Source organism: Terriglobia bacterium (genome assembly GCA_020072645.1).
GTDB lineage: Bacteria > Acidobacteriota > Terriglobia > Terriglobales > Acidobacteriaceae > Angelobacter.
Genome location: JAIQGK010000005.1, coordinates 103,737 through 118,530 on the forward strand (window position 1 = coordinate 103,737; position 14,794 = coordinate 118,530).

The 14,794-nt window shown below is 55.0% G+C and carries 12 protein-coding genes; 4 read left to right on the forward strand and 8 right to left on the reverse strand.

Features of this window, described 5'->3' with window-relative positions; genetic code table 11:
• Positions 1-106 precede the first annotated feature (106 nt).
• Complete coding sequence (gene uvrC, locus LAO76_08985) at positions 107-2,086, forward strand: excinuclease ABC subunit UvrC (GenBank protein MBZ5491052.1); 1,980 nt, start codon at positions 107-109, stop codon at positions 2,084-2,086.
• Between the two features lie 76 nt (positions 2,087-2,162).
• Here the strand turns inward: uvrC and LAO76_08990 are convergent, their stop codons facing one another.
• From LAO76_08990 to LAO76_09015, 6 genes are all read right to left on the reverse strand, one after another.
• Positions 2,163-3,317, reverse strand: a complete 1,155-nt coding sequence (locus LAO76_08990; GenBank protein ID MBZ5491053.1) for a hypothetical protein — start codon at positions 3,315-3,317, stop codon at positions 2,163-2,165.
• A 219-nt stretch (positions 3,318-3,536) separates the two neighbouring features.
• Positions 3,537-3,917 carry an EamA family transporter gene (locus LAO76_08995; protein MBZ5491054.1) on the reverse strand — a complete coding sequence of 127 codons (381 nt, stop codon included), beginning with the start codon at positions 3,915-3,917 and terminating at the stop codon, positions 3,537-3,539.
• Positions 3,904-4,269: a DMT family transporter gene (locus LAO76_09000; GenBank protein ID MBZ5491055.1), complete on the reverse strand. Its 366-nt coding sequence runs from the start codon at positions 4,267-4,269 to the stop codon at positions 3,904-3,906. Before LAO76_09000 ends, LAO76_08995 begins: the two co-directional genes overlap by 14 nt.
• A 363-nt stretch (positions 4,270-4,632) precedes the next feature.
• Entirely contained in the window at positions 4,633-6,126 is a 1,494-nt protein-coding gene (hpnJ, locus tag LAO76_09005; protein MBZ5491056.1) for a hopanoid biosynthesis associated radical SAM protein HpnJ, read from the reverse strand.
• A gap of 458 nt (positions 6,127-6,584) precedes the next feature.
• Positions 6,585-7,064, reverse strand: coding sequence for a transposase (locus tag LAO76_09010; GenBank protein ID MBZ5491057.1), 480 nt, complete (start codon positions 7,062-7,064; stop codon positions 6,585-6,587).
• Positions 7,065-7,614: 550 nt separating this feature from the next.
• Positions 7,615-8,094 (reverse strand): transposase, encoded by a 480-nt coding sequence (locus LAO76_09015; protein ID MBZ5491058.1) that lies wholly within the window; start codon positions 8,092-8,094, stop codon positions 7,615-7,617.
• A gap of 164 nt (positions 8,095-8,258) precedes the next feature.
• Here LAO76_09015 and LAO76_09020 point away from each other — a divergent pair, with 164 nt between their 5' ends.
• Entirely contained in the window at positions 8,259-8,582 is a 324-nt protein-coding gene (locus LAO76_09020) for a hypothetical protein (GenBank protein MBZ5491059.1), read from the forward strand.
• Positions 8,583-8,626: 44 nt separating this feature from the next.
• Here LAO76_09020 and LAO76_09025 read toward each other — a convergent pair whose 3' ends face one another.
• Positions 8,627-9,610: a hypothetical protein gene (locus LAO76_09025; protein MBZ5491060.1), complete on the reverse strand. Its 984-nt coding sequence runs from the start codon at positions 9,608-9,610 to the stop codon at positions 8,627-8,629.
• A gap of 3 nt (positions 9,611-9,613) precedes the next feature.
• Positions 9,614-10,447 carry a hypothetical protein gene (locus tag LAO76_09030; protein ID MBZ5491061.1) on the reverse strand — a complete coding sequence of 278 codons (834 nt, stop codon included), beginning with the start codon at positions 10,445-10,447 and terminating at the stop codon, positions 9,614-9,616.
• Positions 10,448-10,859: 412 nt separating this feature from the next.
• On the opposite strand from LAO76_09030, the gene LAO76_09035 reads away from it, so the two are divergent.
• Positions 10,860-11,690 carry a hypothetical protein gene (locus LAO76_09035; protein ID MBZ5491062.1) on the forward strand — a complete coding sequence of 277 codons (831 nt, stop codon included), beginning with the start codon at positions 10,860-10,862 and terminating at the stop codon, positions 11,688-11,690.
• Positions 11,691-12,215: 525 nt separating this feature from the next.
• Positions 12,216-14,702 carry a DNA translocase FtsK gene (locus LAO76_09040; protein ID MBZ5491063.1) on the forward strand — a complete coding sequence of 829 codons (2,487 nt, stop codon included), beginning with the start codon at positions 12,216-12,218 and terminating at the stop codon, positions 14,700-14,702.
• Positions 14,703-14,794 lie beyond the last annotated feature (92 nt).

Sequence of the window (14,794 nt, forward strand, 5' to 3'; positions counted from 1 at the left end):
TTCCCAGAGGCGCTACCGTGGCCAGCCTGAGTGCCTGACAGTAGAATTTTTACGCACCCGGGGCCTTACAGGAAGAATCTAGGTAGTAAGCCTCAACTTTCCCCCGATGGATCTGACAGAGAAAATCCGGACAATCCCGCTCCGGCCGGGAGTTTACCTATATAAAAATGCCGAAGGCGAGGTCATTTACGTAGGCAAAGCTAAGAACCTGCGTGCCCGCGTGCGGTCGTATTTTCAGGAAGGCGTGGGCGAGGCCAATGCCAAAACGGGAAGCCTGCTGCGCGAAGCGGTAGACGTTGAATATATCGTTGTCGACAACAACAAAGAAGCGCTGGCGCTTGAGAATAACCTCATTAAGCAGAAGAAGCCGCGCTTCAATATCCTGCTGCGCGACGACAAAACCTATCCATATATCAAGCTGACGCTGGGCGAGCGATTTCCGCGCGTGTATGTGACGCGTCGGCTGCGCAAGGACGGCAGCAATTATTACGGCCCGTATTTTCCTGGGAACCTGGCTTACCGGATTGTTGACCTGATCCATCGCAGCTTTCTAGTGCCTTCCTGCAAGGTGGACCTCTCGCGATTCCATCTGCGGCCGTGTTTGCAGTACTACATCAAGCGCTGCTTGGGGCCGTGCGTGCAGGACCTGACAACGCCACAGGCGTATCTGGAAGCGGTGCATGACGTGCAGCTTTTATTGGAAGGCCGGCAGACTGATTTGGCGAAATCACTGCGTGCGCGGATGGAAGAAGCCGCGGTGCAACAGGAGTACGAGCGGGCGGCGCGGTATCGCGACATGCTTTCAACGGTGGCGCAGCTCCAGGAAAAACAGCGCATGGCAGCCGCTGAAGGCGATGATCAGGACGTCTTTGGCTATCACTACGAAAATGACATGCTGGCCGTGAATGTGTTTCACCTGCGCGGAGGAAAGATTTTAGACCGGCGAGAGTTCTTCTGGGAAGAGCTCCCGGAGATTGGGAAGGTTCCGGAGGTCGCTGGGGAGGAAATCATAGAAACAAGTGGTTCGCAGCCGCCCCCGGCTGCGAACAGCACAGGCGAGGGCGCCTGTGGTCCAGATTCGTCATTGTCCACCGCCGAGGGCGGCGGTGCCACACAAGCTTCGTCAGGTTCAACTTCATTCTCTCCCGGAGAATTTTTCTCCGCGCTGATGAAGCAGGTTTACATCGACCAGCAATACGTTCCGCGGGACATTCTTGCTCCGGTGGATTTTGAAGATCGCACGGAGCTGGAAGAATTGTTGTCAGAAAAGCGCGGCAGCAAGGTCGAGATATTGGTCCCGCAACGAGGAGAGAAGCGGTCGCTCATCGATCTGGCGGCGCAGAATGCGAAACAGTCTTTTGACCAGCGGTTCCGAGTGATGAAGCCGCAAGCCAGGGCCGTCCAGGAAGCATTACAGGACGCGCTGGGGCTGCCGGACAGTCCCAAGCGCATTGAGTGTTTTGATATTTCGCACATACAGGGCGCGGAGACGGTGGCGTCGATGGTCGTCTGGGAAGACGGCAAGATGAACAAGAGCGAATACCGCAAGTTCATTGTGCGGACGGTGACGGGCGTGGACGATTTTGCGTCGATGCGCGAGGTCGTGACGCGCCGCTACAAACGCCTGCGCGATGAAGACAAGACTTTTCCGAGCCTGGTGTTGATTGACGGCGGGCTGGGACAGCTACACGCGGCGGCACAGGCCTTGGACGAGCTGGGCATTACCAACCAACCGCTGGCGGCGATCGCTAAGAAAGAAGAGATCATCTACGTTTTTGGCCAGGAAGACGATCCCGTGGTGCTGGACCGGCATTCGCCGGTGCTGCACCTTGTCCAGATGGTGCGCGACGAATCGCATCGCTTTGCCGTCACATTCCATCGCAAGCGCCGCCAGATGCGCGACCGAAAATCCGAACTGCTGGAGATTCCGGGAGTGGGCGAGCGTACCCGTCAGCGATTGCTCCAGCATTTTGGCAGCGTCCGCGCCGTGCAGCAGGCCGACGCCGCCGCGCTGGGAGCAGTGCTGACCAAAAGCCAGACCGAGGCGGTGCTGAGGCACTTCGGAAAGGCAACCGAAGCTTCGTAGGTCTTGCGCGAGCTTTTGTTCCATAAGATAGATCATTGAGCAAACCTACTGACGGGCCGGGCCGGCGCATCATGATTTATTTATTTTGAGTTGAAACCACTGATAAGGAAATCGGCTTTCCATTTTCTTTCAGCGCAGATTCCAGTACAAATCCATTTGCCAACTGGGTGTAACTGAAAGGACGGCCATTTGAGGGATCGGGATAGCGCGAGAGTTCTTTGGTCCCGTCCCGTTGAACAGCTACGGCAGCGTGGAGCAATGCACGTCGGGTATCGTTATAAGCTTCCGCCCAGCGAAAGCGGGAAAGCATGGGCGTGAAGCGCTCCAAGATAGGGTTTCCAGTCGATGCTCTGGCGTAATCAGGATCAAACTGCTGCTGGAAGGTTTCAGGCGGCAATCCGAAATTTGCCATCCATTTTTCATAGAAGGCGCGCTGCTTGTCGATGCAATTCATGACGCCAGCCAATGAGCCGCCACATCCATCCACAAGTTCCTGCGTCTTGGCGCGATCGTTGGCGAGAGACGGTATTCCTGCCGCCATGCGGGACACAAGTTCATCATGCGTGTGCGCATCTCCGATGATGCCGGTCAGATCATCCCGATTTAGTTTTTCTGCTGTGATGGCATTTTGCATGCTCGAGCCCTGCGGCAGACCGGCAAGGCCCGATTCAAGCGCTTCCAGTTCAGGCGGAGTGAGCAGAGCGATGGCGTTCTGAAGAGCGGCGGTGACTTCCCGCTCAAGCTTGTAGCCGATCAGGACGGATGCGATGCTTCCATCAAGCGAGAGATGACGTGCGGCGGCATAGGCGGCGAGAAGATCTGCGATGGCGCCCTTATGGTCTCCATCACGCAGACGTACACGCGCGCGCAGTGCGGAAACAGCCACCAATTCCATGACTGCGCCGCGATGGGAGGTGTTGGCGAACGGCCCGTCTTCCGCGCTCATCTGCCAGTCGCAAAGTTTGCTCTCGGCGCCATGCTGAAACTCAGTAAGGGCTTCAGAGGCAGCGGCCACAAGCTTTTCATCTTCTGCGCTAAGCGGCCCTTCCAGGGCCTGCTCAAGCTTGACCCATGCCTGGGGCGGAAGAGGATAGGCTTGGTGGAGCGCAACATCGGCGCGAAGATACTGGACAGCGGCATTGCGATATTTTGGCTGAGCGAAAGCGCGAGTCTGAAATGCGAGAAGCAACACGAATGTGACGGTGAGAATGGATCCGACAAGGTTTTTCATTGATGGCGATTGTAGAACGAGATGAGTTGGCGATCTTGCACCGTCCGAAGGAGACGAAAGTTCACGGGTGCATGGATTTGGAGTCCGGCGGATCTCGCATAGCGAAGGTTCCTTCCACTCTCGATCTTAAAAGTATTCGAATTGCCCTCAGAACTTCGTGGCTATAGGGATCCCTCGCTGCGCTCGGGACTTTGGAAAATCGCTCGGGAAATCGGAAGTTTACTTCACCAGCAGCAGCACACCCACGCAGACCAGCGCGGCGGAGAGCCAGCGGCGGCGGTCGACGTTTTCATGCAGCAGGAATTTGGCCATGATGGCGGAGCATATATAGGTAAGGGACGCGGAGGCCGGCGCGACGAGGCTGGCGTCGCCCCAGGAGAGCGCGGTCAGCAGGCAGAAGAAGCTGAAGATGAGGCAGCAGAGTCCGAGAAGGAAGAGCTTTTCCCGGACGACGTGGCTGATCACGCCGAGAAGTCCTTTTTCCATGCGGATAAGATCGAGATCGCCAATGCGCTTCATGGCGGCGGAGAGCATCACGTCTCCCGCGCTGGAGGCGAGGACGAGCATCCCGATGGCGGTCCAGAGCTTAAGCGAGTTCATGTTGCTCCTTGGCGCCGAGCGCGTCTTTGCCGAGTGTCGTGTCTTTGGTCCGTCGCTCAGTGAGTGAAGGCCCGCGCGCGACGAGGCCTACGCCGCAGGTGATCAGGAGGACGCCGGCCCATCGCCAGGGGCTGACGGTTTCATGCAGGAAAACACGCGACAGGAACGCGGTGACGACGTAACCGAAGGCCGTCGCGGGAAGAACGAAGGTGAGATCTGCCCAGGAGAGCGCGGTGAGGTAAGAGTAAAAAAATCCGGCGAGAAAAAGAATGCCGAGAATGATCCAGGGATCAATGAAGGCGTTGAAGATGTGGGTCCAGTGGTTGAGGTGGATTTCGCCGAGGTTGTCCATGCCGCGTTTGAGCAGCACGTCGCCCGTGCCGTTGCAGCAGGCGATGGCCAGATAGATGAAGATTTTCTTGAACTTCACTCGGATGTTCCGCCATCAACCCGCGTGGACCGCGCGGGTGACACTAGATTTTAGCGCAGCACTATTAGCACAGTATTATTAGCAAACCATTTTAATGCGCCGTCGCTAGTGTGCCGTTTCTTAGCGCACCGTTCTTAGTGGACCAGTCTTAGTGGATCAGAAATTTCCAAATCGCTACGACGACAAAAACGGCCAATCCGATGCCATACCCGACCATCCGGGCCTTGTTAACTTTTTCCTGTTCCATCATGAGCGATTCTCCCACGGTTTTGCGACGCGAGGCTGCTAGTCGCCCGCGACTTCAGCCCTGCGCGGCTTTTCCGCCGATGCCTGCTTGGCGGCCAACATGTCCTTGGTGGCCTTGTTACGCGCGGCACGCAGCTTCATGAATGACTTGGCTTCCTTATATAGGCGCTGGCGCTCTTCTCCGTTGAAGACGGCCTTGCGCACAATTCGGAAGACAGCCTTGGGACGGAAATAGTATTCGTCGTAAAACTTGTGGACCATTTCCATTACGTGCTCACGCGGCAGGCCGGGATATTCAATCTGCGCGACCTGGTGTCCGCCGTCGTCGACCATGCGCTCCGTGCCCACGATGAAGCCGTTTTTCTTGGCGAAATCGTACATCTCAGTTCCGGGATACGCGTGCGCGATAGAGACCTGAATAGTTTCCACGTCGAGCTCTTTGGCGAAATCAATGGTGCGGCGGATGGATTCGCGGCTTTCGCCGGGGAGTCCGAGGATGAAGTCGCCATGGACCTTGAGGCCGAGCTTTTTAGTGTCCTTAGTGAACTGGCGCGCGCGATCAACGGTTGCGCCCTTTTTGATGTTCTTGAGGATTTGCGGATCGCCCGATTCATAACCGACAATCAGCAGACGGCAGCCGGCTTCGCGCTGGGCTTTCAGGGTCTCGTAGTCGGTGGTGACACGCGACGTGCAGGACCACGTAAGGTTCAGCGGCTTCAGCTTGCCGCACAACTCAACAGTCCGCGCCTTCTGGATGTTGAAGGTGTCGTCGTCAAAGAAATATTCCTTCACCCAAGGCCAGTACTCTTTGGCTTTGGCCATTTCGCGGGCAACAGCATCGGTCGAGCGCTTGCGCCAGGGATGGCCGCTCAAAGTCTGCGGCCAGAGGCAGAATGTGCACTGCGCCGGGCAGCCGCGCGTGGTATACAGCGCGACAAACGGATAAAGCAGGAACGGCACGTTATAACGGCGCACGTCCATATCTCTGTAATACACATCAACCACGTCAGGAAGCGCATCGAGGTCCATCACATCGGGGCGATCAGCGTTGTGAACCACTTTCCCGTTCGCGTCCCGATACGAAATCCCAATAATCTCACTCAGCGGCTTGCCATTGGCGTACTCCACTACGGAGTAATCAAACTCGCGCCGGCAAACAAAGTCGATGGCCTTGCACTCATTCAGAGAGCGCTCCGGCAGCGTGGTCACGTGCGGTCCCACAAACGCAATCTTCAGTTTGGGGTTCGCCTCTTTCATCTTGGTGACCAGCTTGATGTCACCTGGGAACCCGGGCGTGGAGGTAAACAGCACCAGGAACTCATACTGCTTGCCCAGTTCAATGGTCTCTTCCGCCGACACATGGTGCGGCGGCGCGTCCAGCAGCCGCGAGCCTTCCAGCATTCCAGCCGGATACGCCAGCCATACCGGATACCAGTACGATTCAATCTCGCGGGTGGCAGGCCAGCGCGAACTGGCGCCACCGTCAAAGTTCTCAAATGACGGAGGATTCAGGAATAATGTTTTTAAAGGCATGTGTGTCCTAGCAGTTATATTAACATCCTTTGCTGCACCCTAAAGCCCAGAGAATCCAAGCGGTTACAAGCGAAGGGCCAATGGTCGATAGGCGCATTGGGCGGTGAGCCTTGCGGCGCAAGGAAGGGGCGTTATTTTGCGTCGTTACGGCACGGCTAAAGCCGAGCCCTGACACTTGTGTGGTGGATGGATGCGATATGGCGGTGCAGGCAGATGTGGGGATCGTGCTGACGATATTGTTAAGGATCTGGGGATGGATAGGTTCGATGATAAAGGCTTTTTTCATGTCAAAGCACGATAGGTAAACGCGCAGTTATTTAACGAACTTCAAGTGAAATTTAAAACTTCGAAAGAAGTGTCCACGGGCGCGACAAGTGTCAGGGCATGACTTGAGCGGTTTGCCCGAGCGCATGCGAGGGCTGCGGAGTCATGCCGAACAGGGGCTTTTTTAATGGCCTTTAGGCCCTGAGGGACTTTTTCCTTGCGCGGAAATAAGCAGAGCCGTAAGGATAGTTCTCGGGCTTGTCGGCCAGGCCGGCCTTGACGGGATTATTGTCAATGTAGGAGCGATGTCGCAGGAAGCTTTCACGGTCCCAGACGCGCTCGTCGGAAAATCCGGGCTGCCAGACTTCAAACCGGCATCCCAATTCCTTTTTTGCGCGGTAAGAGAACCTTCCTTTCACGAGTCCGACCGCCTTTTCAATCGTCTTGCGGCCATCAAGAGTGAGCTGCAAATGGAAATGGTTGGGCATCACGACGAAGTCATGCAGCCGGAATTTTTTGGTTGTGACATAGATTCGTAAAACGTCGATAAAGAGATTGGCCATACGTTCGGTTTGCAGGAGTGATGCGCCGCCGTAAGTTTTCGAGGTCACGAAGAAGGTGCGCGGGCCATCCTGGATGTCGTCGCGGTTTGTGTTGCGAGAAGGCCTTGCCATGCGCAGGGTTTTATAACATCCCTGGCGGCATGAGTAAACATTTTATGCGCGCTGCGCGCGAGCCTGCGGCGCAAGGAAGGGACATTGTTTTGCGTCGTTATGGCACGGCTAAAGCCGTGCCCTGACACTTGTATGGCGGATGGATGCGGTGTGGCGGTGTAAGCGATTTATGCGCGCTTCGCGTTGCTGCGCGCGGGCCCTTGCGGGCGGCAAGGAAGGGGACATTATTTTGCGTCGTTACGGCACGGCTAAAGCCGAGCCCTGACACTTGTGTGGTGGATGGATGCGATATGGCGGTGCAGGCAGATGTGGGGATCGTGCTGACGATATTGTTAAGGATCTGGATGGATAGGTTCGATGATAAAAGGCTTTTTTCATGTCAAAGCACGATAGGTAAACGCGCAGTTATTTAATGAACTTCAAGTGAAATTTGGAACTTCAAAAGAAGTGTCCACGGGCGCGACAAGTGTCAGGGCATGACTTGAGCGCTTTGCCCGAGCGCATGCGAGGGCTGCGGAGTCATGCCGAACAGGGGCTTTTTTAGTGGCCTTTAGGCCCTGAGCGCCTTTTTCCTTGCGCGGAAATAAGCGGAGCCGTAAGGATAGTTCTCGGGCTTGTCGGCCAGGCCGGCTTTGACGGGATTATTGTCAATGTAGGAGCGATGGCGCAGAAAGCTTTCGCGGTCCCAGACGCGCTCGTCAGAAAAGCCGGGCTGCCAGACTTCAAAGCGGCAGCCTAATTCCTTTTTCGCGCGATAAGAGAACCTTCCTTTCACGAGCCCGACTGTCTTTTCAATCGTCTTGCGGCCATCAAGTGTGAGCTGCAAATGGAAATGGTTGGGCATCACGACAAAGTCATGCAGCCTGAATTTTTTGGTTGTGACATAGGTCCGCAGAACGTCGATAAAGAGATTGGCCGTGCGTTCGGTTTGCAGGAGTGATGCGCCGCCGTAAGTTTTTGAGGTTACGAAGAAAGTGCGCGGACCGTCCTGGATGTCGTCACGGTTTGTGTTGCGAGAAGGCCTTGCCATGCGCAGGGGGTTTTATAACATCCCTGGGGGTATGAGTAAACATTTATGCGCGCTTCGCATTGCTGCGCGCGAGCCCTTGCGGGCGGCGAGGAAGGATTTTCTTTTGCGTCCTTACGGCACGGCTAAAGCCGTGCCCTGACACTTGTATGGTCGATGGATGCTGCGTGGCGGTGCGGGCGGGTATGGGGCGCGCCGGTATCGTCAAAGAGAAAATCAAGAAATCAGAAATCGGCGGTTATGCGCGCTCCGCGTTGCTGCGCGCGGGCCTGCGGCGCAAGGAAGGGTCGCTATTTTGTGTCTTTACGGCACGGCTAAAGCCGTGCCCTGACACTTGTATGGCAGGTGGATGCGGTGTGGCGGTGCAGGCGGATGTGGGGTGCGGACGTATTGTCACACAGAATCAGAGAACGGTAAGCGGCGGGTTTTGCGCGCTCCGCGTTGCTGCGCGTGAACCTGTGGCCAAGGAAGAGGTGTTATTTTGCGTCTGAAAGAATTAAAAAGGCTGGATCAGCGTAGGCGAGCAGTCTGGAATCTAACCATTGGATCGGATTTGACGACCCAGAGCCAATTGTTGATAAAAAGGAATCTCTTTACGAAGTATCCTGCATATTTCTGTCCCTATTCTGAGAGCTTGTTTACGTGAGGACACCATAATGCCAGCAACTGTAGGATGACCTCCACCGAGATATCGTTCGCAAATGGCACTCAAATCCGGGCCTTCAAAACGTCGCCACGGATTAGATCCTACGGTGATTTTGTACCTTTCACCAACCTTATACAGCGCCACCTGGAACTTCAACTCTGGCCACAAGTAATATGCGGCGTATCTATGAAAAAGATCAGGATGGCCTGCTAGATCAATAAATGCAACATCATTCTTCAGATTCGCAACACGACTGATATATGAGATCGCCACGGACTGCCAAGCTTGTGCTTTATCGTACCGAATCCGCACTTCTGACAGATTTGCGACCTGCGAAATGGAAAGTTGACCAAAAGACTCGATCAGATACTCAAGGTATTCCGGAGTTGCATTTTGAGAGAGAGTGGCATTGATTTGCAATGCAGGCTCCCTCCATTCAACCGCCTGTACGGGTGACTCATATGATGCACTGTCGATTAAGTCGCACCAATCCAAATATTCGCAGAAGCGTTCGTCAAGGCGATGCCTCAGATGTACATCGGAAACTGAATCTAAGATCAGCCGGGGGCAAGACTTATAGCTTGTACACCACACGTGTTGTGCATCTGAGTGGAAAGACAGTTCCGAGTCCCTTCGGATGAAAGTCGTTTCATGATGATCGAACCACCAATCAGCATCCGGATGGTAAAGAAAGTCAACTATTGCACAGGGTGTGTTGAGCCGCCTCTCTAGCCATGATTTCCTTAGATCATAATCGACGGGCACATACTCCGTAGGTGTTACCGCGATGCCCATAGCGCGCACGTAGGCGGTGAACACGGCAGCCGAACAAATACCGTCGAAATCTCGATGAAAATAAACCGAAAAACTCATTAGTTAGTTCGTTTTCGACGCTACTGGCTTAGCTTCCCGAGAGTCGTACACTTTCTCTGAGTGATCATTCATCATACGGTCGAAGTCTGTTACCAAGAAATCGGAAACGCCGCCTTCCTTCCGAATGAAACCGAACACGGGAATTTTAGTATGTCCTGCGGCTAGGTTGTATGGAATGAGGAATAACAAATCGTCGAATCGGTAATACGTATATTTTGGGCCCCGTCGGTGTTTCCAAATCCTCACCCACCCGGTGCTTTGGTTCGCTTTCTCCAAATCTGCTATGCACGATTGTAGAGCGGCAATCGAATTGTTGATTTTTTGCGCGAGTTCGCCCTCTTTATAATTAAAATCCTCCGATAGACTTTGGGCGCAGCTACAATCTTCGCGCAAGAGGCAAACTCGAAGCTCGTGGTCCTTGTGCGATAAAAATTCCTTGAAATCGTTCAATCGATTGCCAATAAACTTTTCTGCGTGGATAAAACACAAATCGATTCTCTTAGCATCGCGCACGAGAGTATGAAAATCATATGATTGAAAATCCATCTCAACATCATAAAGTCCAGATGTCGAAACGCTGTCTCGTACACCGATCGCGTTGAGCCAAAAGTTCGCCAGTTCACGGCGGACCAAAATACTCGAAATGACAGAGAGAATTCCAGAAGTGAGCAGAAGAGCAGCAAAGCTTTGAACGGCGCTTTTGAAGACCGGGTGGTACGGAGGGATAAATTGCGCCCCGTACAGCAGCGCGAAAACGCAGGCTGCTATCAGAGCGACCAGCGTCGCCAGTTTCCATGATGCCATAGAGGGAAACGTCTTTTGCTTTTTGCGGGACATGCTGTTCCTTTTGTTTCTGGTAGTCGCATCGTAGCTGTATTCGATAGGTTCATGCAACAACCCTTGGCGGCATAGCATCCTTAGCGGTGACTATTGACTCTTCGTTCATTGTTTGCTATATTCATCTCTGGTTTCGTTTCCGGCTGCGGCGCCGGACGGAACCATGGCCAGTTGAGGGAAACTGGCCTGATGTGAAAATTCAAGCAAAGAGAGCCTCAACTATGAGTCTTAGCCGCAAATTACCCCGCCAACATCCTTTCGTCAGCCTTCAAAACATCAGAAAAAGCGCTTAGCCATTAGCCTTTGGCCCTTAGCCCTTGTGTTTCAGGTCTTTGCACCTCTTTAGCCCTGAAGTCGACCCAATCCCACAGCCGAGGGCGGCTGTGCCACACGAGCTTTACAGGAGAAGGCTGTGAGCAAAGAAGAAGTGATCGCCATAATCCAGCAGTGTGCCAAGGACATTGGCCACGTGCCGAGTCTTTTGGAATTGCTGAAAATAAGTCCTGTCCGCCGCCATGCGATACGGAAAAACTTTGTTTCCTACAGAGAGGCCCTGGTACAAAGCGGCCTGGAACGGCAAGGAACGTACCGGCTGGACCTGGGCAGCCTATTTACCGACTGGGCCGGTGTGGTGCGCGAGCTGGGAAAGGTCCCTACCCTTGGAGAATATGAAATTCATGCCAAGTACAGTTGCCGTCCTTTGCTGCGGCATTATGGGGGCTGGGGCAATGTGCCCGCAGGCATGCTGGAGTACGCCAGAGGGGAAGAACTGGAAGCCGACTGGAAAGATGTGCTGGACGTTGTGGCGGACTATGTGGAGAACGCTCCGGGAAAGCCCGGTAGTACGAGGCGGACCGCCAGCAGGTTTACGAGGCCGAAGCGAACGATTGAAGGGCCGGTCTATGGGCCTCCAATGATGACGGCCGGACCCCTGGTTTATGCGCCGACGAATGAAGCTGGAGTGATGGTCCTGTTTGGAGCGGTGGCGCGCGAACAGGGCTTTGCCATTACGCGGGTGCAGGCGGCTTTTCCGGACTGCGAAGCGATGCGCGAAATTGAGCCGGAAAAATGGCAGCCGCAGAAGCTTGAATTTGAATATGAAAGCAGAAACTTTTTGTTACACCTGCATCCGGTGGACGGATGCGATGGGATTGTGTGCTGGAAACATAATTGGCCGGAGTGTCCGCTGGAGGTGCTGGAACTGAGCACGATGACGTGGCACAGGCCGGGGAAGATCGGGTGATCGGGTGATCCGGTGATCGGAAAGGCAAAAGCTCACCGCGGAGTCGCGGAGAAAACCGGAAATCGGGGAAAACAAAAACCTTTGAAACATGGAGGAAGCGGAGGAAACGGAGGAAATCGGAACGAACAAAACTTACCGCTGATGAACGCGGATATGCGCGGATCAGGAAAAGATAAAAGATCGGAAAAACAAAGACTTACCACTGATACACACTGATGACACTGATCGGAAAGCAAAAGTCGGAACCACAGAGGGCACAGAGGGGCACGGAGTGGCCGGTCGCGATCCAGCTACTTGCATCTAAACAAAAGCGGCGTTCGCGGTCGGTCAGGATGACAACATGAGCAGGAACATGTCTCGTTACCCCATGGTCCTAAAGGACTACGGAATTGTGGCCTATTTCGCGCCGGGATTCCGTTATAATGAGCAGGCTCTGGTGTACTCTGGACTTTTGGCCTGCAACGCTGGTTTGGCCAGCGAAAATGCGGCTTTTACCGCGGCTTACGGGCTAAAGGACAGACCCCAATGAAGTATTTTCTGCGTGCGTTCACGCCTACGAAGAACCGCCGGCTCAATGAGCTGGTCGGGTTCCTGCTGTTTGTCTCCGCGACACTCCTTTTCCTGGCGCTGGCCAGCTACTCGCCGCTGGATCCCTCACTGAATACGGCGGGATCGCTGAGCTCAGGGTCCGCGCACAACTGGATTGGCCTGTTTGGCGCCATGGTGAGCGATTTGCTGTTGCAGTCGATAGGCATATTTGTGTTTGCCGCGCCGGTGATGATTGCCCTGCTGGGCGCGCGCTGGTTTAAGTCCAGGCCGGTGGCTAGCGCGGGAGCGAAGGCGCTGGGCGCTGCGATTTTGCTGATCTTTACTCCGGCGCTGCTGGCGCTGCTGCCGTGGCACCTGCGCTGGATGCATGCCGTGGCCATTGAAGGCCTGCTGGGCCGCATTGTGGGCGATGTGCTGCTCCACTACTTCAATACCGTGGGCGCATATATAGTTTGCGGGGCCGTGGTGGCGGTGGCCATGTATCTATCTACCGCTTTCTCATTTGTGAACATGCAGATCTGGCTGAATACTCGCTTTGCCTTTGTGCTGGCGGTGTGGCAGCGCTTCCAGGATTGGCGCGCGGCCCGCGCGAAAGCTACGGCACAAAAGAAAGCTGAGAAAGAAGCTGCTAAAGCGGCTGCGCTGCGCAATGCGAATGAGCGCGGAGTGATAGTGAGCCCGGCGCAGTTGGCGCGGAGACGCGCAGCGACTGACGCCGCTGCTCAGCCGGTGAAGACAGGCATTGAGCGGACGTTTGAAGATGAAGAGCCTTTAGCGGCTGATGCTGCGATGCAGGCAGCTTTTGCTGAGGCCGTGGAGTCGGCTGCGGGGAATGCTGGTGCAGGTTCTAGTGCAGGTTCGATGGGCGCGGCTGGGACTTCTTCGGCTGGGGTTGCAGGTGAAGCAGAGCCGGCGATCCATGCGCGCGAAGACCTTTCAGGAAAACGCAAGACCGTGTTGCCGAAGATTGCTGCCGGAGGCTACAAGCTTCCGCCGAGTTCACTTTTGCATCGTGGCGAAGACCAGCAGGCCATAAATGAAGCGGAAGTCAAAGCGTTGGCGGAAGTCCTGACGGAAAAGTGCGCAGAATTTTCAGTAGGCGGCGCGGTGACGCAGATCAATCCCGGCCCGGTGGTGACGACCTACGAATTCAAGCCCGATGCAGGCGTGAAATATAGCCGCATCACTTCGCTGTCTGACGATCTTTGCCTGGCGCTGCGCGCAGAAAGCATTTTGATTGAGCGCATGCCGGGAAAATCGACAGTCGGGATACAGGTGCCGAACCATAATCGCGAAACAATCTGGCTGCGCGAAGTGGTGGAGTCACAGGAATTCCTGGGGACGAAATCGAAGCTCACGCTGGCGATGGGTAAGGACATCAACGGCCGTATTATCACCGCGGACCTGGCGACGATGCCGCATCTGTTGATTGCGGGATCGACAGGCTCAGGAAAATCTGTGGCGATCAACGCGATGATCATGTCGATTTTGTATAAATCGACGCCGGAGCAGGTGAGGCTGATATTGGTCGACCCGAAGCGGCTGGAGCTGGGAATTTATGAAGGCGTGCCGCATTTGTACGTCCCGATTATTACGGAGCCGAAGCTGGCGGCGAACGCGTTGCGCAATGCGGTGCGTGAAATGGAGCGTCGGTTGAAAGTGCTGGCGGCCAAAGGCGTGCGCAATCTGGAGCAGTACAACAAACTGTTTGAAAGCGATACGCCCAGCCTATTTGAAGATGAAAGCGATGAGAAGCCACTGCCGCAGATCGTAATCATAATTGACGAATTGGCTGATCTCATGATGCTTGATCAGTCCAACGTCGAGGAATCGATTACGCGATTGGCGCAAATGGCCAGGGCCGTCGGAATTCACCTTGTGCTGGCGACGCAAAGACCGTCAGTGGACGTGATAACCGGCTTGATCAAGGCGAATTTTCCGTCGCGCATTTCTTTCCGCGTGGCCACGAAGATCGATTCCCGCACGATTCTTGACGCGAACGGCGCGGAATCGCTGCTGGGCAAAGGCGACATGCTGTATCTGCCGTCAGGATCAGCGAGGGTGCACAGGCTGCACGCGCCGTACACGTCAGAAAAAGAGACGCATGCCGTGGTCGAGTTCTGGCGCGCGCAGGCACAAGCGCATTACGAGCAGAAGTTCCTTGAGGCTCCGAAAGAAGAACGAGAGGCAGTGGCTGGATCGGCCGCGGATGGCGCGTCCGGCGACGATGGCGAAGGCGAGCACGACGAGCTTTATCAGGACGCCGTGCGCCTGGTGATTGAGTTCGGCAAAGCTTCCACTTCGCTGCTGCAACGCCGGCTGCGAATCGGTTACGGCCGCGCCGCACACTTGATAGACCTTATGCAAAATGACGGAATTGTGGGACCGGCGGACGGCCCAAAACCGCGCGAAGTTTTAAAGAAACCAGATTGGCTCAGTGAAGTTGAAGAAGCGCTGCGGTAGTCTTCTGCAATCCCGAATCCCGCGTAGCGGGTGAGGGAGCCCTATAGCCACGCATACTCATGAGTCAAGGAGATCGTCTTTGCGTCTTATAG